Source organism: Ruegeria atlantica, assembly GCF_013032005.1.
GTDB classification, from domain to species: domain Bacteria; phylum Pseudomonadota; class Alphaproteobacteria; order Rhodobacterales; family Rhodobacteraceae; genus Ruegeria; species Ruegeria atlantica_A.
This window is the reverse complement of record NZ_WQBE01000019.1, coordinates 19,138-41,589: the sequence shown is the minus strand read 5'-3', so window position 1 is coordinate 41,589 and position 22,452 is coordinate 19,138. Positions and strand designations below refer to the sequence as shown.

Sequence of the window (22,452 nt, the reverse complement as noted above, 5' to 3'; positions counted from 1 at the left end):
GCCGAATAGAAAACGCGGCCTTGTCTTACGACACAACGTAACTTACTACTGCTTTAGGATGGCTAAAGGTATGGGCTGAAACCCACCCATAATGGTAAAAATACCGCAGTATACCAAATTTCTACCTACCCAACCGGGTGGTATTTAGCAAAAATAAGGTAGAAACAGATGGTTGATGCCTCAGGAGTACCGATTGATGTCACGCTGGCGGATAGCAATCCGCTGGTCCTGACCGCCATGTCCAAAATTTCCGAACGCGACCCCCGATTCTCGCTGGTGGCGACATCTGCCACGGCAGAAGGGTTTCTTGGGACTGTTATGCGGGTTCCCGTTCAGGTCGGCGTGATCGACTGAAATCTGCCTGTGCTGGGGGCAGCCAAACTGATCGAAGTGCTGCGCGAACAGGCCAACGCCCCGCGGCTTGTGGTCTATAGCGATGCGACGGGTGATAGACCGCGTCTGACGATGCAGGCCGGGGCCGCAGGGTTTGCCGCCCGGTCCGGCGAGGTCGAAGGCTTGCTGGAAACCTGTTCGGATGTTGCCCGAGGCAAGATGGTTTTTCCGTTTATCGACGTACGAAAAATGCAGCAGGACCCGATTCAAAGCTTGTCCCGCAAAGAGCGCGCCATTCTCGAAGCATTGGCACAAGGAATGTCGCACCGGGATTTGTCAAAAGAGCTGCAGATTTCGACCAACACCGTCAAGTTTCACCTGTCGAACATCTATGAAAAACTTGGGGTGAAAAACAGAACACAAGCCATTGCCCAGTTCTATTCATCCCGGATCGCCCGAGAATAAGTCGGCTCGGGCCAGTCATTCATCAATTCCGGGCTTACATGCAGATCGCGCAAAGACCTGACATCGCGGGCATGAACGGTTAACTTTACGTGCGTTCAACAATAGACACAGCAAGAGGGTCAATTGCGTTCCTTCGTCGCCATATCACTCAACCATGAGGCGACTGTGGCTCTTGCGCCGCTACAACGCGCGTTACCCGCGGGCAGACCGGTGCCACCTGAGAACCTGCATCTGACGCTGGCATTTCTGGATGATCAGCCCGAACAGGTATTGGAGGCTTTGCATGACGAGCTTTTGGCGCTTTCCTCTGCACCTTTTCACATCACTTTTTTGGACATCGAGTGTTTCGGGCGTGCATTGGCAATTGGGGTTAAGGACAGCGCGCCACTTGTTGCGCTGCATCGCAAGATACAGATCGCAACACGGCGTGCCGGAATTGTGTTGCCCCGCCGACGTTTTCGCCCACACGTAACGATCGCGCGGCTTAAACACGAACGTCATCAGGCGGCTCACATTCCCCACGATTGCACGGTGAATACGTTGCCAGAGATGCTTGTGACCGGCTTTACCCTATACGAATCCACTCTTCGTCCGGAAGGCGCCCGTCATGTCGCCTTGGCACATTTCACGTTTTAATAGGGCTGCTGTCTCACCTTAGGTGGTTTACCTGTTCAAACCGTGTGACAGCCTATTGGCGCATTAAAAATGTTGCATTTAGGCAATACGGTTCACGAAACTGTTAATAGGTGAATTTTAGGAAATTAATCTCCTTTAGCTTGCGCGTATTCTGCCCGAAATGGTGATGGGGAAATGCCGAATTGCAGGTAACTGTTTTTCGGAACTGTACCCGATTGCCATGTGTTCTGACTATGCCGGTTGCGAGGTTCGAGGGTGACAATGAAATCAAATCTGCTGCTCGCGATTTCATTTTTTGTTTTGATTTCAAACCCATTGCTTGCTGCGCCAACAGCCGCTTCCAAAGTTGGCGACACAGTCACCAACCCTGTGACTGGTCTGGATACGACCGTAAGCGCGCTAATTGTGGATCCGGCCTCGACGCCAACAGCGGGTACAACCGCTTTTGTGGAAACGGCTGACGGATATGTTTTTCTCGTTAAAAGTGCGGGCGACACAATCTATAATTCGGACAATCCACCGCTTGCATTTGATATTGTCTCCATTAGCGGAACAACGGCGCAGATCAGCAATTCCGGGGCGACCGGTACATCCAGCCTGTCGACGCAATTGACGCTGTCCCAGTACAACAGCAACTTCAACAGCTCGGGCACTCCGGGTACCGTCACACCGCCAGTGAATGTCTCTGGGCCCAACGGAGTAAATCAAGTTGTATACGGACAGAATGGCAGCAACGGACGGGACGGCGCCTTGGTCGTTCCGCCAAGATCGGGCGGAGATGGTGATGATGGCCCAACGCAGACAAAATCTCTGTCCAGCGATGTCAACGCCACCAGCAACGTCGGCTGGGAGATCGGCAGCGTCGGGGGCGACGGCGGCAACGGAGGTGACTCGTATCTGAGTTTCTGGGACGGACGCGACGGCGGTGATGGCGGCAAAGGTGGCACAGTCACCGCAACGCAAAACTCCAGCAGCACAATCCAAACATCAGGCTCCGATAACGACGGTATATTTGCATTTAGCCGTAGCGGTGAAGCGGGTAATGGCGGCAGCGGTTTCGCGGCACCGGGCGGTGGTACCGGCGGGCATTCAGCCGATGGGGGCAATGTCACAGTCAACCAGAGCGGGTCAATTTCAACGACCGGAGACTCGGCCGATGGCATCTATGCTCTGAGTGTATCGAACAATGGTGGCAATGGTGGCTCGCAATGGGGGTTGGTCGGCGCATCAGGTGACGGCGGCTATGGTGGCAGTGGTGGTACGGTCACAGTCAACACAACATCAAGCGGCAGCATTTTGACGACAGGAGATTACGCCAACGGGATTTATGCCCAGTCCATCGGCGGGTCCGGTGGCTCGGCCGGTACCAGTGGCAACTTGCTGGTTTCATTGATCGGTGGCGCAGATAATGGCGGCAATGGCGGCGCGGTTTCGGTCTCGCATGGCGGGGCAATTGAGACGCAAGGGGATTTCGCGCGCGGAATCGTCGCCCAATCCATTGGCGGCGGTGGCGGTTCGGGGGGCACTGCAGGGGGGCTGGTTGCATTGTCTCTGGGCGGGGTCGGATCAAACGGCGGTAGCGGAGACACTGTGAGCGTCACAGTCCAGGGCAGCGGCAGCATTCTGACGTCAGGCGAAGGCTCTGACGGGGTTATGGCTCAGTCCATCGGTGGCAGCGGTGGCACGGGCGCGAATTCCTATGGTTTGGTAGCCATTGGTGGCACCGGGTCGCGGGGTGGCACGGGCGCAGCAGTCAGCGTCAGCAATTACGGGAGCATCGTAACGGGCGGCGACGGCGCGCGCGGCATCATCGCGCAATCCATTGGCGGTGGCGGCGGGGACGGCGGATCGTCTGGCGGCATGGTTTCGGTCGGCGGCAATGGTAATGGCGGTGGCAGTGGTTCGACCGTGACGATCGTGAACGACGGCATCATTACCACGACCGGAGACGACGCGATGGGCGTTCTGGCCCAATCCATCGGCGGCGGTGGCGGCAACGGTGGCTCGTCCGGGTCTGTTGGTGCATTTGTCGGCGTGGCCATCGGTGGTGATGGCGGGGCCGGTGGCACCGGCGGAGACGTTGATGTGACCCTGTCCAACACCGACGGTAGCCAGCCTTCGGCGATCCAAACCTCTGGCGACCGCTCGTCAGGAGTGTTTGCCCAATCCGTAGGTGGCGGTGGCGGTAATGGCGGCGGTGCTGTTTCGGTGGCCGTCGGGGCCTTTGGTGCGGCATCAGTTTCGGTCGGCGGATCGGCAGGTAATGGTGGTGACGGTGGCGACGTCACGCTAAGCGGCAGCGGCTCAGCTTCGGTGCAAACCGGAGGAGAAGATTCCGTCGGTGTCATGCTGCAATCGGTTGGCGGTGGCGGCGGCAACGGTGGCTATGCTGTCTCGGTTGCGGTGTCCGGCGGCCCGGTTTCTGGATCTTTGGCAGTTGGTGTCGGCGGTGATGGCGGCACGGGTGGCAAGGGCGGAGACGTAACGGTCGGCCAGTTCAATGGCAGCGGGGTTGCGACGGTCGCAGGGTTCGAGGGCACAGTTGTCACCACAGGAAATCGTTCGACCGGGATGCTTTTCCAATCCGTTGGTGGCGGTGGCGGCAATGGTGGTCTGGCGGTTGCAGCAACCGGCGGTGCTTCGGCACTGTTTTCCGGCAATGTTTCCGTCGGGATCGGCGGGCAGGCGGGCAGCGCTGGCAATGGTGGGACCGTTCAAGTCTATACCAATGCGGACGTTACCACGACGGGCACGAACTCCAGCGCGATCATCGCGCAATCCGTCGGCGGCGGCGGTGGCAATGGCGGCGGCAGCATCGCCGCCGGGGTCAGTGCCAGTGGTGTTGCTGCGATTGGCATCAATGTCGGCGTCGGCGGTGATGGTGGCGGTGCCGGAACCGGAGGTGATGTGACTCTGGTTGCAGGCGGCACGTCGATTGAGACCAGCGGCGCGTTTTCCAGCGGCGTTGTGGCGCAATCCGTCGGTGGCGGTGGCGGCAATGGCGGCTATGCCATCGGTGCGAGCGCCGATATCGGCGGCGCTGCGGCGGGGTCGGTCAGCGTTGGTCTTGGTGGTAAATCCGGCGGTGGCGGGGCAGGGGGGAACGTAACGGCCACTGTCGACGCCAATGTCACCACACGCGGAGACGATTCCGGTGCAGTAGTCGTGCAATCCATCGGTGGCGGCGGCGGCAATGGTGGTTTCAGCGTCGCGGCGGGTCTGGCTGCCGGGGGTGCCGGTGCCGGAACCATCGGTGTGGGCCTTGGCGGTGACGGCGGCAGTGGTGGCGGTGGAGGAACTGTCACGGGCGTTCGCGTCAATGGGGACGTTCGAACCGAAGGCTTGCGGTCCACAGGTGTAGTGGTTCAATCCATTGGTGGTGGCGGTGGCAATGGTGGCTTTAACGTCACCGCAGGAGTCGCCGCTGCGGGTGCTGGTGCCGGGTCAATTGGCGTCGGGCTGGGCGGAAACGGTGCGACCGGCGGCGACGGCGGCGTGGTCGAGGCTCAGGTTGCTGGGAACGTCACAACTCTGTCCGACAATTCAAGTGGTGTTGTGTTCCAATCCATTGGCGGCGGCGGCGGCAATGGCGGGTTCAACGTCACGGCCGGGATCGCGGGGGCTGGCGCCGGTGGCGGTGCTGTCACAGTTGGCCTTGGCGGCGGTGGCTCGGGCGGCGGGATTGGAAAATCGGTCACTGGCACAGTCTCCGGCACAGTCAGCACAGGCGGCGCGGATTCGACTGCGGTTCTGGCGCAATCCGTTGGCGGTGGCGGAGGCAACGGCGGGTTCAACGTCAGCGCCTCGCTCGCAGGTGCAGGGGTTGGCAGCGGCGCTGTCAGCGTCGGCCTGGGCGGCGATGGCGGCAGTGGCGCAGTGGGTGGAACGGTCAACCTGACCACGACGAATTCCATTGTGACCGCCGGAGACCGGTCGTCTGGCGTTGTTGCACAATCCATTGGCGGCGGTGGCGGCAATGGGGGCTTCAATATCTCTGGTACTGGCGCGGGCGCGGGTGTCGGCTCTGGCGCGGTTAGCGTTGGGCTGGGTGGCACGGGCGATGGTGGCGGTGATGGTGGAGCAGTCACGTTGACCTCAAACGGAACGATCCTGACGCAGGGCGATTCAGCCACAGCCTTTCTGGCGCAATCGATTGGCGGCGGCGGCGGCAACGGCGGCTTTAACGTCAGTGCGGCGGTTCAGGGATCGGGCACAGCGGGGGGCGGAGTATCCGTTGGCCTGGGCGGCGACGGCGCAGGTGGCGGAGATGGCAACACCGTCATCGCCACATCCAACAATGCAGTGGAAACACGCGGTGACCAGTCCTCGGGCGTTGTGGCGCAATCGATTGGCGGTGGCGGCGGCAATGGCGGGTTCAATGTTGCTCCGGTCCTGTCGGGCGCGGGCACGGCCAGCGGCGCGGTCAGCGTCGGGCTTGGCGGGTCGGGTGATACCGGCGGGCGGGGCGGCGGCGTCACCTTGACCTCGAACGGAACCATTCTGACAGACGGGTTTGCCTCAAGCGGATTCGTCGCGCAGTCCATCGGCGGTGGCGGCGGCAATGGTGGGTTCAATGTGTCCCCCACTGTTTCGGGTGCAGGCACGGGCGCGGGCTCAGTCTCGGTTGGGCTGGGCGGTTCTGGTGCGGGTGGGGGTGACGGTAGCCAGGTTACCGCCAGCACAACGGCAAATGTGGTCACCAAGGGCGAGGCCTCGGTTGGCATTTTGGCACAATCTGTCGGCGGCGGCGGCGGCAATGGTGGTTTTAATGTATCGCCAGCTTTGGCGGGCGCAGGCACCGGGTCAGGAGCGATCAGCGTTGGTCTGGGCGGATCGGGTGGCAGCGGTGGCACGGGTGGCATCGTGGGTCTGACCGTCGCTAACGATGTACAGACCGAAGGCGCGCAGTCCAGCGCAGTTGTTGCGCAATCCATTGGCGGCGGCGGCGGCAATGGCGGGTTCAATGTTTCAGCATCCGTGGGCGGTGCAGGTACAGGCTCCGGCGCGGCGGCTGTAGGTCTGGGTGGCCGCGGGACGGGTGGCGGCGATGCCTCGGCTGTCACGGCAAATGTCACGGGCAATCTGGTAACGTTGGGTGACACTTCGACAGGATTGCTAGCGCAGTCCGTCGGCGGCGGCGGCGGTAATGGGGGCCTGAACGTCTCGGTCGCGGTTGCTGCGGCAGGCACGGGATCGGGCGGTGCCTCGATGGGTCTCGGCGGCGCGTCCGGTACGGGCGGTGACGGCGGCACCGCCGAAGCCTCGCTAACCGGCGATGTATCGACCCAAGGGAGCGAGTCCGGCGGTGTCATCGTCCAAAGCCTTGGCGGCGGCGGTGGCAATGGCGGTATGAATGTCTCCGCCACAGTCACGGTTGCCGGAACCGGCAGCGGTGGTGCCTCGGTCGGACTTGGCGGCAGCGGTGGCGATGGTGGCAACGCCAACACGGCGAGCGGGACAGTTGTTGGAAACGTCACCACGGCTGGTGACAATTCGGGCGGCGTTCTGGTGCAATCCGCAGCAGGCGGCGGCGGTAACGGAGGACTGAATGTCTCGGCCGCCGTGAACCTTTCGGGTACTGGCGGCGGTGCTGTTGGCGTTGGCATTGGCGGGTCCGGCGGGGATGGTGGCAATGCAAGTTCAGCCACCGGCTCGGTCACCGGTGATGTCACCACGGGCGGCGAAAACGCAACCGGTGTTCTGGTGCAGTCCGTCGGTGGCGGCGGTGGCAATGGCAGTGTCAACATCTCGGGCGCGCTTAGCATTGCGCGGACAGGTTCCGGCGCGGCGGGGATCGGTGTTGGTGGTTTCGGTGGCAGCGGAGGCACCAGCGGCGTGGTCGACAACACCTTTGTGGGCAATGTCAGCACCTCGGGCGCGCGCTCGGCTGGCGTCATGGCGCAAAGTTTGGGCGGTGGCGGTGGTAATGGGGCCACGAATATTTCCGGCGCGATTTCTCTGGCCAGCAATTTCTCGGGCGGTCTTGGGATCGGCGTTGGCGGATTCGGCGGAAACGGCGGCACAGCGGACAACGTCACCCAGCAAGTCACCGGCAATGTCACCACGGCTGGCGATGACTCAGTCGGTATTCTGACACAAAGCCTTGGCGGGGGCGGTGGTAACGGCGGCACCAACATCTCGGCGGCCTTGTCCTTGTCCCGCTCGACCAATGCGGCCGTAGGCATTGGCGTCGGCGGGTTCGGCGGTGGCGGCGCGGATGCCGGTGCGCTGGTTCAATCGACCGTTACAGGCGGGGTTCTGACTGCTGGCGATCGCAGCACGGCCATTCTGACACAAAGCCTTGGCGGCGGTGGCGGCAATGGCGGCACGAACATCTCGGCCACGCTGGGTATCACCCAGCAAAACGGCGGTTCGGTCAGCCTGGGCGTGGGCGGCTTTGGCGGCGGGGCTGGCAATGCTGGCGACGTTATCAGCACCCTGCGTTCCAATACGGACAGTAGTGGCACAACTTCGGTGGTCACGACGGGCGTCGACAGCATCGGTGTGATGGCGCAATCCGTTGGCGGAGGCGGCGGTAATGGCGGTCTGAATGTTTCGGGCGCGGTGAACCTGACGGGCAAATCCGGTGCAGCGGTCGCATTGGGCCTTGGCGGCTTTGGTGGCGGTGGCGGTGATGCCGGTACGGTAACGCTGGACGTTCAAAGCGACGTAGTGACCGCAGGCGACGGGGCGCATGGTATCTTCGCCCAAAGCCTTGGCGGCGGTGGCGGTACCGGCGGTGTGAATATCTCGGGCTCATTGGCGCTGACCAAACCGTCGGGGTCTGACACGATCTTTTCCGTTGCAGCGGGCGTGGGTGGATTTGGTGGATCAGGCGGCGACGCAAGTGATGTCGACCTGGATTACACCGGCAACGTGCAGGCGGTGCCGATGGTGCTGCAATCCGACGGAACTTTCGCCGTCGATGAAAGCAAAGGCGCCAGCGGAATTATCGCGCAATCGCTGGGCGGCGGCGGTGGTCATGGCGGCACCAATGTCTCTGGCGGAATCGCGATCAGCGGCAAACCAGGGGCGGGGCAAACGGATAGCAGCAAATCCTATGCAGTCGTTGTCGGGGTCGGCGGCTTTGGCGGGGGTGGCGGCAATGCCGGGAACGTCGACGTAAACATTGGTTCCGGCAGCACGATCATGGCGCATGGCACCGGCCAATCCGGTCTGCTAGCTCAATCCGTTGGCGGTGGCGGTGGCAATGGCGGTCTGAACGTGTCGGGCGGGATCGTGTCCGACAGCTCGCTGATCGTGGGTGTTGGGGGGTTCGCAGGAAACGGTGGTCAGGCGGGCGATGTCACAGTCACGTCGCAGGCGGATATCACGGTCACGACGGACCCGGACGATATTTCGATCCCTGACACCACAACTTTCGAAGACAAGTTGCGCGATTTCCTGGGGGATACGATCGTAGATCAGACCGAAGAGCTGGCCACGACCTATGGGTTGGAGCGTCTGTTCATCGACATGGGGGTCTTCAACGAAGAAAAGCCGGATACCGATGGCTCGGCCGGTTTGATGGCGCAATCCATCGGCGGCGGCGGTGGAAATGGCGGCCTGAACGTGTCGGGCGGGATTGCGCTGAGCAAGGATGGCAAGATCCCCTCGGTCACATTTGGTGTCGGTGGTTTCGGCGGCAATGGCAATGTCTCGGGCGATGTGACCGTGGATCATGCCGGATCGGTTGCCGTTGCGGGCAATTGGAAGCACGGCGTTCTGGCCCAGTCCATCGCGGGCGGCGGCGGTAACGGCGCGCTGAATGTGACCGGGCAGCTGAACTATGGCGATTCCAACAATTCCGACGGCAAAACCGACCTGAGCATCGTTGGTGGTCTGGGCGGTCATGGCGGCACCGGCGCAGATGCGGGCAACGTCGTTGTTACGCAAACCGGCAATATTTCGACCAATGGCTATCACGCGCGTGGCATCTTTGCCCAAAGCATCGGCGGCGGTGGCGGTACTGGCGGGATCAACGCGACCTTTGTCGGCACCAAGGACAGTTCACCCATTGCCATGGGCATCGGCGGCTTTGGTGGCGGCGGTGGTGACGCTGGGGACGTGACCGTCATGAGTGGAACCGCCCTAGCGGCAGCAGGCACCATCACGACAGACGGTGTCGGCGCGCACGGGATCGAGGCGTCCAGCATTGGCGGCGGTGGCGGTGACGCCGGGGTCAACGCGGTTGTGGGTATCAGCAAGACCAACGGCAGTCAGAGCAACGGCGGCACGGGCGATTCAACCGACCGCAAGACACCAACCAACACGGGTGTGGATGACTCGGTAATTGCCAATTACAACAACGTGCTGGATGAGCTTGAAGGCAAAGTTAATCCAGCGGATTCTTCTGGCAACAAAACCGGCATGTCAGCTGTGGTTGCCATTGGCGGTGATGCCGGAACCGCTGGGGATGGTGGGACGGTCGATATTGACCATTACGGCGATATTCTCACGAAACAAGACAGTAGCCATGGGGTATTCGGCCAATCGATTGGCGGCGGCGGCGGTAACGCAGCCCTGAACCTGGCCTTTGCCTATGAACTTGCCTCGGACCAAACCAACAAGGGTTTTGGCCTGGCCGTTGGCGGCGGGACAGGTCAGGGCGGCACCGGGGGGACAGTCGACGTGCGCAATACCGGCGACATCACAACGCTCGGTGCGGATTCCCATGGGCTGTTCGCTCAGTCCGTTGGTGGCGGTGGCGGCAACGCGGGCTATAACTCGGCCTCGACCTCGGTGGATGGCGGCAACGTCAACATTCAGATCGGCCGGACCGGCGGTACCGGCGGCAGTGGCGGTGATGTTTATGCCAGCTCGGACGGTATCATCAGCACTTCGGGCGACCGATCTTACGGGTTCTTTGCCCAATCTATTGGCAACGGCGGCGGCAATTCTTCGTCAACCTCGGTCAGCATTGGCACGCCAAAAACCGGCGACAGCAAGGGTAACAAGGCCAGCGTGTCGGTCGGTTTGGCGGGCGGCACTGGTGGTGCGGCAGGTAACGTGACCTCTGTGGTCGCGGGTATCGTGGTCACCCAGGGCGACGATGCCCATGCGGTTTTCGCGCAATCCGTGGGCGGCGGTGGCGGTAATGGCGGCAAGGCCAGCAACTCGGCCGGCGGCGGCATTTCGGCATCACTGTCCATCGGTGGCACCGGCGGCTCTGGCGGCGTGGGTGGCACGGTCGATGTCACCAGTACCGCACGGATCGCGACGTTGGGGGAACGCTCAATCGGGTTGCTGGCGCAATCGGTCGGCGGTGCAGGTGGCACCGGCGGCATGGTGCAGGCAGGTCAGGGAAACCTTGATACGATCAAATCCTTCGTTAACCCATCAACCGTGGGGACGGCAGCCTCGATCAACATCGGAGGCACTGGCGGGGACGGCATGACGTCGGACATTGTGACCGTTGTGAATGACGGCATGATCACCACGGCGGGCACGATGGCGCACGGCATCTATGCGCAATCCGTCGGCGGCGGAGGCGGCATGGGTGGCCTGGTGGAAAACCGCATAATCAACCTGCGCAAAGAGATCGGCAACACAGCGACAATTTCGATTGGCGGCAATGGCGGCACCGGTGCGATGTCTGCGGCAGTGTCGGTCACTAACCGCGATGTCATCGCAACAACAGGTGACAAGTCTATCGGTATTTATGCGCAATCCGTTGGCGGTGGCGGAGGCGACGCGCAACAGGTGCGCAACATCATCTTGGGCCGATCCTCGGAAGGATCAACGACAAACGCCATTCTGATCGGCGGAACTGGTGGCACTGGCGGCGCGGGCAGCACGGTAACCGTAGTAAACGAAACCGATGCCACGATCCTGACCGATGGTACGGAAAGTCACGGGATCTTTGCCCAGTCCATCGGTGGAGGTGGCGGTAATGGCGGCTCGACCATCTCGGTTGACGGGCGCTATGGCGGGGCCGAGGCCACTACGCGGCGGGCGCTGCAATTTGGTCTGGGCGGATCAGGCGGTACGGGTGGCACGGGCGGCAATGTCGCGGTGACCAATGCCGGTACGATCGTGACAACGGGTGCGGGTGCGCATGGTATCTTTGCCCAATCCGTCGGCGGCGGCGGTGGCAATGGCGGCAGCTCAATCACGGGGACATTGCGGCTAAAGACCGGGGACAGCAGCTCTCCGACCGCGCAGCTGAATATCGGCGGATCGGGCGGCAGCGGCAATGTTGCCGGCAACGTGGTCGTCACCAACACCGGAGACGTTCAAGTGGATGGCACAGGCGCCTACGGCATCTTTGCACAATCTGTCGGTGGCGGCGGCGGCAATGGCGGTCTGGCCGTTGCGATGGACGTGAACGACCTTAAGAACACAATGACGGGCAAATCCTATTCGAAGATCGCCATTGGCGGATCAGGCGGATCGGGTTCTGATGGAGGAGACGTCACGGTCAACCACACTGGCACAATTGTTGTGAATGCCGAAAACGGGTTTGGCATCTATGCCCAATCCGTTGGCGGTGGCGGCGGCAACGCGGGTTATTCGGTGTCATCCCCGCTGGTCTCGGTGCTGGATTACACCATCTCGCAGGCGCTGGGGGCTCGGGAGAGATCCACCGGTTCGGTGGGCACAGTAACTGTCAACTCGACCGGAGATATTCTGGTCAATGGCGTGGGCAGCGAAGCGGTCTTTGTCCAATCGGTGAATGGCGGCGGCGGCAATACTGATGCCTCTGTCGATTTCACCACCACGACCACTGGCGCGACCGGCTCGGTCGTCAGCAGCGATATCGCCCTTGGTGGCGATGACGTGTCGGGTATGGCGGGCAACCAGATCACGCAGGCCCACAACGGTAACATTGCCACCACAAGCGATCGCTCGACCGGCCTGATGCTGCAGAGTGTTGGTGGCGGCGGCGGTACATCCGCGACTACGGTGGATGTCCAAGACGGTGACACTATCGACATCACTGCACGTCTGGGTGCGATTGACACGGACGACGCTGGTGGCGGAGACGTGGACGGAAGCCGGACTGGTGATGTTGGCACCGATGGCGCGTTCTCGTCCGCCGGAACGGCGCAATCCATCGGCGGCGGCGGCGGTAAGCTTGTGCTGAACAGCAATACGGATGGCGAAGCCGGGATCCAAAAGGCCGCGTCTGTGATCCTGGGTTCTGATCCCAGCTTCAACAACGATGGCGGCGATATCGACCTTTTGCTGGACGGCAACGTGTTCACAAGTGGTGACCGATCCTTTGGCCAAAGCGTTCAGAGTATCGGTGCCGGTGGGGGCGAAGTTGTCATCTCGGGTCTTGGGCGTGCGGATGTAACGCTGGGCGCGCAAGACGACTCAACCGGTGACGGTGGTGATGTCGGCTTTGCAAATATCGGGGACATGACTACCAGTGGAACTGGATCGCACGGGTTCGTCATCCAAAGTATCGGTGGCGGCGGCGGTCTCGTTTCAACCGATATGGAGGCCAGCCGGATCACGGTAAACCTGTCTGCTGCAAATGGCGGTGATGGTGGCGATATCGGATTCTCGCAATCCGGCAACATCGTCACGACGGGCGAAAATGCGATTGGTGTTGTGGCGCAATCGCTTGGCGGCGGCGGTGGCATGGTGGACTCGGTCTATCGCGGGGCTGCCGGTGGTGCGGGCTCTGGTGGTGCTATCGACATGACGCTTGATGGTAACATCCTGTCGGTGGGCGAGGGCGGCATCGGCGTCTTGGCACAATCCGAGGGGCGCGATGGCGCAGACGCGATCACACTTGGCTTTGACGGCGTCGTCATGGGCGGCACTGGTGAGGCGGGGTCAGTCGCATCAATCGTTGTGGACGGCGGCACCGACAATGTGCTGACCCTGTCTAAAGATACCCTGTTGATCGCCGGCAACGATCAATTGGTGAATGGGGGCGACGGCAACGAACAAATCTCGCTTGCGGGTACGGCCCTTGGCAACATGGATCTTGGCGCAGGCACTAACGGCTTTACCGTCGAAGACGGCGCGGACTTCTATGCGTTGGATACGGTCAATCTGGGTGCTGACGGCTTCATGCAGGTGAACGGTGATTTTGTACTGGGGGCCAATCTGGGTCTGGACGGAGATTTGACGGCGACGGTTGCGGCCAGTGACTTTACCTTCAGCGGAAATGTCAGCCAGACATTGAACCTGACCGGAAGCCTGGCCTTTGGAGCAACGGCAACGTCAACCTTCGACGTGTATTTCCTGACCTCTGGGGCATCGGGTGGCAACAGCGACCTGGTTAATGCCACCGGTAATGCCACCATGGGCGGTACGCTGGTGCCACTGCTGAATACGCTGGAAAGGGCCTTGCCGCTTGTCATCATCAATCCTGATGGAACCGCCGCAGACGCGGGCACGCTGATCGAGGACACTGTGGTGCTGGATTATTCCATCGGCCTGAACGGCTCCACCTCTGACGGCAGTTCGGTCGACCTGGTGATCACGCCGGATTATTCGACCCCCGGCATGAATGCCAATCAGGCCGCCATCGGGGATTACATCAACCAAGTTCTGAACGGGCAGGGATCGGCTGCCCAAGGCCAACTGTTCGCCTTGATCGGCAACATGCAGTCCGAGGCTGATGTCATCGCCGCAATCGAAAGCCTGTCGACTGCCGACTATGCCGCCGATGCCGTTGATGCGCTTTATGGCACCCGGGTATTTGCGGACACGCTGCACAATTGCGAACGGTTTACCGATTACCAGTTCGGGGATGACCCGCGCAATTGTGTCTGGTTCTCAGGCGGGCGGTCTTTCTATGACCGCGATCAGACCGGCATGTACGAAGAGCTGGACATCAACGACACCAACCTGTCGGCTGGTGTCCGTCTGCCGGTTGGGGATGAGCTATTCGCCGGGTTCGCGATAGGCTATGACGAAATGAGCCTACGGAACGGGTCGAATTACAATGCAACGGGTGATCGGTTCAATCTGGGTGCCTCGCTGACCAAATACACCGGCGCGTGGGAATTTGCAGCCCAGCTGTCGGCCGGTTGGTCAGACTATGATACGCTCAGCGCGGGCGGGATCAGTGGCGTGTTGCCCAACGGTCAAATCGTAAGCACCGTTGGCGTCAGCGAGATCAAGCACAAGATGAACCATCAGAACCTGCGTCTCAGCCTTGCTTATGACCACAGGTTCGCGGGCGGCAGTTCCTATCTGCGCCCTGAGGTAGCCGTTGATGCCACGCGTCTGGCAACTGAAAGCAATGGCGATGCAACCCTGGCGGGGGTCGTTCTGCAAGACGATAGCGAGATGATCTATTCGTTCACGCCTTCGCTGGAAATCGGAACCGAGCAAACCCTGAGTGCCTCGCAAAAGCTCCGAGCAAGTTTTCAGGTTGGTGCCATTCTCTCGTCGGATGATACCGTATCGGTCACCGCCGGGTTCAACGGAGCGAGCACCGCTGACGGTGGTTTTTCAAACACCAGCTTTGTCGGCGACGCGCATGGCTTGGTCTCGGCCCGGTTGGGGCTGTTTGCGCTGGATGACAGCAGCTTTGTCAATCTGAGCCTCGATCATTTGTTCGGAGACTCAACCAGGGCCCTGCAGGTAGGTCTTGGCCTTGGACTACAATTCTAATCGATAAGGGACAGCAGGATGAAAACTTGGATAAGCGCTTTGGGGGTCGCATTGGGATTGGCAACTCCCCTTGCTGCGCAGGAAGGCGCAGCGCCGCCATGGTCGGTCAATTGCAGCAATCGGGCCGTTGGGTCCGAGTTGATCTGCGAAATGACCCAAAGCATCGTTTTGACCGAAAACAACCAAAGGCTTACGTCCATCGCATTTATCAAGGCTGCAGGTAAGGACGAGACTGAGACCGTGCTGACCCTGCCATTCGGTCTTTTGTTCTCGGAAGGGCTGGTTGCAAAGGTGGATGATGCCGAGGTCGCCCGTCTGGAGTTCCTGACATGCGAGGCACAAGGTTGTTTTGCCCGTTCGCCAGTTTCCCAGGAATGGATGTCTGCGATGCGGGCAGGTAATCAATTGCAGATCGACGCTAAAAACAGGGTCGGAGAGCCAATTTCATTTGGCTTCGATTTGACTGGGTTCAGCAAAGTTTCCGATCTATTGCCCTGAGAGTAGTTTCCCTTCAATGCAAGAGCGTGCGGAGCCGAAAGGATCGGCTCCGCCGCGGTGTTTAGTCTTTCACGGGCATGTAAAGGTCGCCGCCTTCACGGAATTTGGCGGCCATGGCCTCCATCCCCTCTTTCTGCGCTTCAGTTCGAATGTCGTGGCTGATCCGCATCGAGCAGAATTTCGGCCCGCACATGGAACAGAAATGCGCCACCTTATGCGCTTGTTTGGGCAAGGTTTGGTCGTGGAATTCCCGCGCCGTTTCCGGGTCCAGCGACAGGTTGAACTGATCTTCCCAGCGGAACTCGAACCTTGCGCGGGACAGCGCATCGTCACGACGTTGTGCGCCCGGCAAACCCTTTGCCAGATCAGCGGCATGAGCCGCTATCTTATAGGTGATAACCCCAGTTTTCACATCATCCCGGTCCGGCAGCCCCAGATGTTCCTTCGGCGTGACATAGCAGAGCATCGCACAACCAAACCAGCCAATCATCGCAGCACCAATGCCGCTGGTGATGTGGTCATAGCCCGGCGCGATATCGGTGGTCAGGGGACCAAGCGTGTAAAAGGGCGCCTCGTGGCAACACTCCAATTGCTTGTCCATGTTTTCTTTGATCTTGTGCATGGCTACGTGTCCGGGGCCTTCGATCATCACCTGACAATCTTTGGCCCACGCGATTTTGGTCAGCTCACCCAGCGTCTCAAGCTCGGCAAATTGTGCCTCGTCATTGGCGTCGGCGATAGAGCCGGGACGCAGACCGTCGCCTAGGCTGAACGACACATCATAGGCCCGGCAGATGTCGCAGATTTCGTCGAAATGCTCATAGAGGAAGCTTTCCTTGTGGTGATGCAAGCACCACTTGGCCATGATCGACCCACCGCGCGACACAATACCGGTAACCCGTTTTACCGTCATCGGCACCATATGCAGGCGCACGCCTGCGTGGATGGTGAAATAGTCGACGCCTTGTTCGGCCTGTTCGATCAGCGTGTCACGGAACACTTCCCATGTCAGGTCTTCGGCAATGCCGTTGACCTTTTCCAGCGCTTGATACAACGGCACGGTGCCAATCGGCACCGGGCTGTTGCGGATGATCCATTCACGGGTGTTGTGGATGTTGCGGCCGGTCGACAGGTCCATGACGGTATCAGCACCCCAACGGATCGACCAGACCATTTTATCGACCTCTTCTTCCATCGAAGAGGTCACAGCCGAGGTACCCATATTGGCGTTGATCTTGACCAGGAAATTACGCCCGATGATCATCGGTTCGCTTTCAGGGTGGTTGATATTCGCAGGGATAATGGCGCGACCAGCGGCGACCTCGTCCCGCACGAATTCCGGGGTCACATAATCAGGGATGTTTGCACCCCAATCATTGCCTTCGCGCTGTTCAACGACAGCCTCGCGCAGTTGGTTTTCACGGATGGCGATGAATTCCATTTCCGGGGTGACGATGCCGGCGCGGGCATAGGCCAGTTGCGTCACAGCCTTTCCATCCTTGGCGCGCAGAGGGCGCGGGCGCACAGGGAACTCGGGCGTTAGCCGATCACTTTCGACAAAACCGTTGTCTTCCGGTTTGATCTCACGTCCATCATATTCTTCGACATCTGCTCGAGCCTCAATCCACTTGCGACGCAGCGGCGCCAGACCTTGCCGAATGTCCGTCATCACATGCGGATCGGTATACGGCCCTGAACTGTCATACACAGGCAAGGGTGGCTCCCCCGCCGTGGGGTGGACCGAAATTTCACGCATTGGCACGCGCACATCCGGGTGCAATGTGCCGTTTACATAGATCTTGCGCGATGCGGGCAGTTCACCGGCGGTGATTTTGGGGTTGGGGACGTTCATGTTGGTGCTCCTCAAGCAGTTCAACTTAAAAAGACACCAGATGAGTTTTGGCTTGGGGAAACGAGAAGGCAGACAGCCCCCTGTTCGGAGTGCGCTTGCCCGGTATTGTGGCCTGCGCGCCCTAGCTTCCTACGCCAGTATCAACTGGGTCAGGTTCAAAGGGTCGCGTCGCCGGGCATTGCCCCGTCAGCCTCTCAGTCCCCTTGGTGGGACTCCCCTGCGTGCAGGTGGTTTAGCTTGAGGTTCACGGCTTAAACAAGCACCAAAATTCATTTGTTTCAGATTTTCTCGAACGGCCGGGACCTTCCGTTCGGTGCAGCACGTCACCAGAAATACGGTCGCTATCTGATGTGCGGGCCGACCTATTCGACAGATACTCCGCACATCGACGGTAAGTTAAACGCTGTTATTTAACATAAGACGTATTATGAGAAGATTGCCTCTTTTGAGGGAGAATTGTCGGAGTACGTAATTAATGAGACTTGTCTTCCCCATAATTCAACGACTTAAGATTTTCATGCATTTTGGTGGATTTCGCTGACTTGGACTTATTAAGCTTGTCTCAGACTGCAGCAATACGATCGTCGACTGCGACGCGCATTGGGAACTTCCGAGAGCGGACACAACTCGCAGACCGACAGCTTCACAGCGTAAGGTTTTGTGCTGAACAATGTTGAGCGACTAAGTGCCCTGCCCTGATCACTTCCGGCCCTTACCGGACTTTAGTCGGTCGTTCAGCATTCTGCAGTGCGGCTCGACATTACGGACATTCGCTGCAAGTGCGCAATCAAAAGATGGGTGAATTTACAGTTTGCGGACGAAGCGGGCCTTCGTCAAATTTGCGCCAAGGTCTGCTTGTGGTGCTTCTAAACTACCGCAGGACTGCTTTCTGTCCCCGGCAAGCTGTTGGTTTTGGAGCTCCAAAAGACACCAAACAAATGAAAGAAAAGAAATCGATTTGATATTTTTGGACCATACTTTACAAAATCAGCCATGGCGAAATCAATTGATCAAACGTTAGGCATCGTTGTTTTGGTGAGCCCGCATTTCAACGTTTCGGCAACGACATCTTTCATCGATCCTTTTAGAACTGCGAATTACCTGTCAGGATTAGTGCGGTTTTCCTGGACCTATGTTTCGGAGGTTGGTGGTCACATCGAATCCAGCAGCGGCCTGGTGGTTGATACTGCCCCTTTGGCAAACGTGGTCAGGGGCAAGCCTTGGCTCGTTCTCGTAAGTACAAGCTGGACGCCTGAACGCCACGGGACACGCCAGTTCAAGGCGGCTCTTCAAAAATGGGATGCAGGCGGTGCAATAGTTGGTGGGTTGGATACGGGTGCAATTGTGCTCGCGCAGGCTGGATTGCTAAAGGGCAAAACTGCGACGGTCCATTATGAGCACATCGATGCCTTCGCCGAAATTGCACCGGACACGACGGTATCTGAGAACATGTTTGTAACAGATGGCAAGATCTTCACATGTTGTGGAGGATCAGCGGCAACCGACCTTGGCTTGAGATTTGTCCATTCCGTAGCTGGCGAAAGCATCGCGAACGCCTCAGCGCGGTATCTGTTTCACCATGATGTGCGTGGGGAAGGTCAGTCACAAAACCCCAAGGATGTGGAACCGCTTGGGTATGTAACATCTGGCGTTGTCCGGGATGCGATCGACCTTATGGAAGCGCATTTGGAGACCACGTTGTCAATTCCCGCTATATCTCAACAGTTAGGCGTTTCGCAGCGGCAACTGGGCCGATTGTTCCGGCAGTATGTCCAAAAGTCACCCGTTGAATACTACCGAGATATCCGCCTTGATCGAGCGCGTGGCCTCGTCACGCAAACCGAGCTGAAATTCAGCGAGATTGCAGAGGCGTCGGGGTTCAACGGTCAAGTGCATTTCAGCCGCGCTTACCGCAACCGGTTCGGCCTGACGCCCACTGCTGATCGCATTGAAGGTCGTGTGCCGTTCGAGTTTCGCGCCTGGCCAATGTTCAAGCCTGACATTAGGTCCGAAGGTGTCTTGTAGCCTTCTGCATAGCTGTGAGCATCTCATCACGCTGCGCTGAGAGTTCCTCGATGCTTTGCCCGTGTGCATGCGCTGTCATTTCATCGACCAGTTTTCTGATCACATCATCGTCTAAGCGTGGATCACCAAGATCGTCCCACCAGCTGTTGAACGTGTCTTTGAAGTGGTCACAAAAAGCCTGCAAACCGCCTGCGCCCGCGCCCAAGTGAAAAAGAGTGGTTGGCCCCATTGCGGCCCAACGCAATCCCGGTCCGGCCCACATCGCCTTGTCTATGTCTTTGACGCTGGCAACACCTTCAACGGCCATATGAACGGCCTCTCGCCAAACTGCGGCCTGCAACCGGTTGGCTACATGCCCCGGCATGCCTTTCTTGATGCGGATCGTGACTTTCCCGATGTCATTGTAGAACGCTTCTGTGCGGTCCAGAATGTCTGATCCGGTGACCTTATTCGCTGTCAGTTCCACCAGCGGGATCAGATGCGGCGGGTTGAAGGGGTGGCCAAGAATAAGCGGCGCGGGATCGCGCCACCCTTCTTGGAGCGCTTCGAGCGTCAGACCCGATGTCGAGCTGGAGACAATTGCGTCAGCAGCCAGCGCGGGCTCAATCTCCGCATAGATTGCATGCTTGATGGGCAACCGCTCAGGCGCGTTTTCCTGAACGAATTGCGCCTCTGTGACGGCCTCGGCAGCGGTCGTCACAAAGGTGATGGCGTCAGGTGTCGCGCGCTCAGTTAGGCCTAGGTCTTCCAGCGCAGGCCATGCGTTTTCAACGTAGGAACGCACGGCGTTCTCAGCGTTTTCGTCAGGATCAAAGACAGTTACGTTCCGGCCCGAGGCGAGGAACAATGCGGCCCAGCTTGCCCCGATCACACCGGCTCCAAGAATGGTAGTTCTTTCAATCTGAGACATCAGAACAACCCCGGATTAAGAGGAGAGGCCGCTGTCATGCCACCGTCAACAGTAAACAATTGGCCCGTTGCAAACGATGCATCGTCAGAGGCCAACCACAAAGCCATTGCTGCTATGTCAGCAGGTTTGCCAAAGCGTTTGACCGCGTGCCGCGCCAATGCGTCGGCTTTCGCTTTCTGAGGGTCTTGGGCAAGCTCAAACCCTGCATCTAGCATGCCGGTTTCAATCCAGCCCGGACAGATCGCATTGCAGCGAATTGCCGGTCCGTGATCCACCGCGATGGACCTGGTGAGCCCGTGCACAAAAGACTTTGACGCATTATAGAGTGCCATCGACGGGTCCGCGACATTGCCCGAGATCGACCCGATATTGACAATGGAGCCACCCTCCTGCATTTGCGGAATGAGTGCCCGGCAGACATTGAAAACGCCCTTTGCATTCGCTCCCATAACCAAATCCCAATCGGCATCAGTGCTGTCCACAACAGTCTTTTCAACCTGGACGCCGGCGTTGTTTACGATGACGTCCAATACACCCAGCTTTTGCGCACCTTCGCCAACGGCGGCGGCATCTGACACATCCAAAGATATCCAATCAGTACTCAAACCATCCGGCTTTGGTCCCCGACCACAGGTGATAACGTCCGCACCCTCGGCCATGAAGGCCTCTACGATAGCGCGCCCAATGCCCTGCCTGCCGCCTGTAACGAAAGCGCGTTTGCCAGCCAACCGCATCAGTGCGCGACCATCACATGGCGCACGGCGGTATAAGCGTCCAAGGCGTAGACCGACATATCACAACCAGTGCCAGAGCTCTTCATCGCGGCCCAAGGCATTTCAGGCGTGGCAACACCATGCGTGTTCACCCACGTAAAGCCATAACGCAACTTCGAAGACATCCGCATCGCGCGACCGGTATTGTTGGTCCAGACGGATGAGGCCAAACCAAACGGGCCTGCATTTGCCACCTTGAGCGCCTCTTCTTCGTCGCCAAACCGCGAGATGGTCACGACAGGACCGAAGATCTCGTTGCAGAATACCTCGGCATCATGCGCCACATTGATCAGCACGGTAGGTTCATAAAAGAAACCTGGTCCGTCGATTATGTTGCCTCCCAATACAACGTCGCAGTTATCGCGCGCTCGGTCGACAAACCCCGCTACAGCGTTGCGTTGCGCGGCCGAGATGATCGGCCCCATTTCGGTGCCTTCGGCCTTTTGAGCCCCAACTTTGATCTGGCTGACCTGATCAACAACGGCGGCGACGACCTTGTCATAGACCTCATCAGCGACAAGCAAACGGCAGGGCTGTGCACAGTCCTGACCGGCGTTGAAGAACGAACCATAGCGCACAGTTTCGGCAACCGCCTCGATATCAGCATCGTCAAAAACAATAACCGGGGCTTTCCCGCCCAGTTCCAGATGCACATGGCGGATTTGACGAGAGGCTGCAGCCATCGCGGCAGAACCCGTCGCGTTGGAACCCGTGATCGAGATCGCCTCGGTCCGTGGATCGTTGATCATCTGCTCGCCAATCTCACGACCGGGGCCGTGCAGCACGTTTACCACCCCTTTGGGCGCAACACCTGCGATCAGCTCGGCGGCTTTCAGCGTGGAAAGCGGCGTCAGCTGCGAGGGCTTCAGTGTGACCGGGCAGCCAGCTGCCAATGGCGCTGCCAGTTTCCAGGCCGCCATCATCAGCGGATAGTTCCATGGCGCAATCGCGGCTACGGGGCCAACCGGATCTTTGCGGATCATGCTGGTATGACCGGCCACATATTCGCCCGCAGCAACGGCAGACATCGTGCGCGCCGCACCGGCAAAGAACTTGAATGTGTCCAGCGTCAACGGCATTTCGTCATCCAAAGCCGAGGGCCAGGGCTTACCGGCATCCAAGCTTTCCAGCTCTGCCAGTTCCTCGACATGCTCTTCCAAGACAGTTGCGATATTGGTCAAAAGCTCAGAACGTTCTGCAGGGCTGGTCTGGCCAAATGTCTCAAAGGCTTCGTGGGCCCCTGCGGCCGCAGCGCTTGCCTGTTCGGACGTCGCGGAATTGATCTTGCAAATCTCTTCGCCCGTGGCTGGGTTCACGACAAAGATCGGCGCGCCGCCCCCTTCAACCATTTCGCCATTGATTAATATCTTTGTCTGCAT

General features: G+C 59.4%; 8 protein-coding genes, 1 pseudogene and 1 riboswitch. Of the genes and pseudogenes, 5 read left to right on the top strand and 4 right to left on the bottom strand.

Features of this window, described 5'->3' with window-relative positions:
* Positions 1–168: 168 nt before the first annotated feature.
* From GOX21_RS21130 to GOX21_RS21115, 4 genes and pseudogenes are all read left to right on the top strand, one after another.
* Positions 169–798: pseudogene (locus GOX21_RS21130) on the top strand (LuxR C-terminal-related transcriptional regulator).
* A gap of 123 nt (positions 799–921) precedes the next feature.
* Entirely contained in the window at positions 922–1,434 is a 513-nt protein-coding gene (gene thpR / locus GOX21_RS21125) for an RNA 2',3'-cyclic phosphodiesterase (RefSeq protein ID WP_170379823.1), read from the top strand.
* A gap of 261 nt (positions 1,435–1,695) precedes the next feature.
* Positions 1,696–15,015: a hypothetical protein gene (locus GOX21_RS21120; protein WP_170379825.1), complete on the top strand. Its 13,320-nt coding sequence runs from the start codon at positions 1,696–1,698 to the stop codon at positions 15,013–15,015.
* An 18-nt stretch (positions 15,016–15,033) separates the two neighbouring features.
* On the top strand, positions 15,034–15,513 hold the full coding sequence (locus GOX21_RS21115) for an invasion associated locus B family protein (protein ID WP_170379827.1): 480 nt from the start codon (positions 15,034–15,036) through the stop codon (positions 15,511–15,513).
* Positions 15,514–15,574: 61 nt separating this feature from the next.
* Here the strand turns inward: GOX21_RS21115 and thiC are convergent, their stop codons facing one another.
* Positions 15,575–17,365, bottom strand: a complete 1,791-nt coding sequence (gene thiC / locus GOX21_RS21110; protein WP_170379829.1) for a phosphomethylpyrimidine synthase ThiC — start codon at positions 17,363–17,365, stop codon at positions 15,575–15,577.
* Positions 17,366–17,474: 109 nt separating this feature from the next.
* A riboswitch (TPP riboswitch) is annotated at positions 17,475–17,594 on the bottom strand.
* Between the two features lie 764 nt (positions 17,595–18,358).
* Between thiC and GOX21_RS21105 the strand changes: the two genes are divergently transcribed.
* Complete coding sequence (locus GOX21_RS21105) at positions 18,359–19,390, top strand: GlxA family transcriptional regulator (protein ID WP_170379831.1); 1,032 nt, start codon at positions 18,359–18,361, stop codon at positions 19,388–19,390.
* Here GOX21_RS21105 and GOX21_RS21100 read toward each other — a convergent pair.
* The 3 genes from GOX21_RS21100 to GOX21_RS21090 are packed head-to-tail and all read right to left on the bottom strand — an operon-like array spanning position 19,368 to position 22,452.
* On the bottom strand, positions 19,368–20,300 hold the full coding sequence (locus GOX21_RS21100; RefSeq protein WP_170379833.1) for a 3-hydroxyacyl-CoA dehydrogenase NAD-binding domain-containing protein: 933 nt from the start codon (positions 20,298–20,300) through the stop codon (positions 19,368–19,370). The two genes, GOX21_RS21105 and GOX21_RS21100, sit on opposite strands and share 23 nt — an antisense overlap.
* Positions 20,300–21,034 carry an SDR family NAD(P)-dependent oxidoreductase gene (locus GOX21_RS21095; protein WP_170379836.1) on the bottom strand — a complete coding sequence of 245 codons (735 nt, stop codon included), beginning with the start codon at positions 21,032–21,034 and terminating at the stop codon, positions 20,300–20,302. Before GOX21_RS21095 ends, GOX21_RS21100 begins: the two co-directional genes overlap by 1 nt.
* The gene (locus GOX21_RS21090; RefSeq protein ID WP_170379837.1) at positions 21,034–22,452 is read right to left on the bottom strand and encodes an aminobutyraldehyde dehydrogenase; all 1,419 of its coding nucleotides are present in this window, start codon (positions 22,450–22,452) and stop codon (positions 21,034–21,036) included. Before GOX21_RS21090 ends, GOX21_RS21095 begins: the two co-directional genes overlap by 1 nt.

Bases quoted from the DNA above. Each gene is read 5' to 3' on its own strand.
- GOX21_RS21120 (WP_170379825.1), top strand. From the start codon at position 1,696: ATGAAATCAAATCTGCTGCTCGCGATTTCATTTTTTGTTTTGATTTCA.
- GOX21_RS21115 (WP_170379827.1), top strand. From the start codon at position 15,034: ATGAAAACTTGGATAAGCGCTTTGGGGGTCGCATTGGGATTGGCAACT.
- thiC (WP_170379829.1), bottom strand. From the start codon at position 17,365: ATGAACGTCCCCAACCCCAAAATCACCGCCGGTGAACTGCCCGCATCG.
- GOX21_RS21105 (WP_170379831.1), top strand. From the start codon at position 18,359: ATGGCGAAATCAATTGATCAAACGTTAGGCATCGTTGTTTTGGTGAGC.
- GOX21_RS21100 (WP_170379833.1), bottom strand. From the start codon at position 20,300: ATGTCTCAGATTGAAAGAACTACCATTCTTGGAGCCGGTGTGATCGGG.
- GOX21_RS21095 (WP_170379836.1), bottom strand. From the start codon at position 21,034: ATGCGGTTGGCTGGCAAACGCGCTTTCGTTACAGGCGGCAGGCAGGGC.
- GOX21_RS21090 (WP_170379837.1), bottom strand. From the start codon at position 22,452: ATGCAGACAAAGATATTAATCAATGGCGAAATGGTTGAAGGGGGCGGC.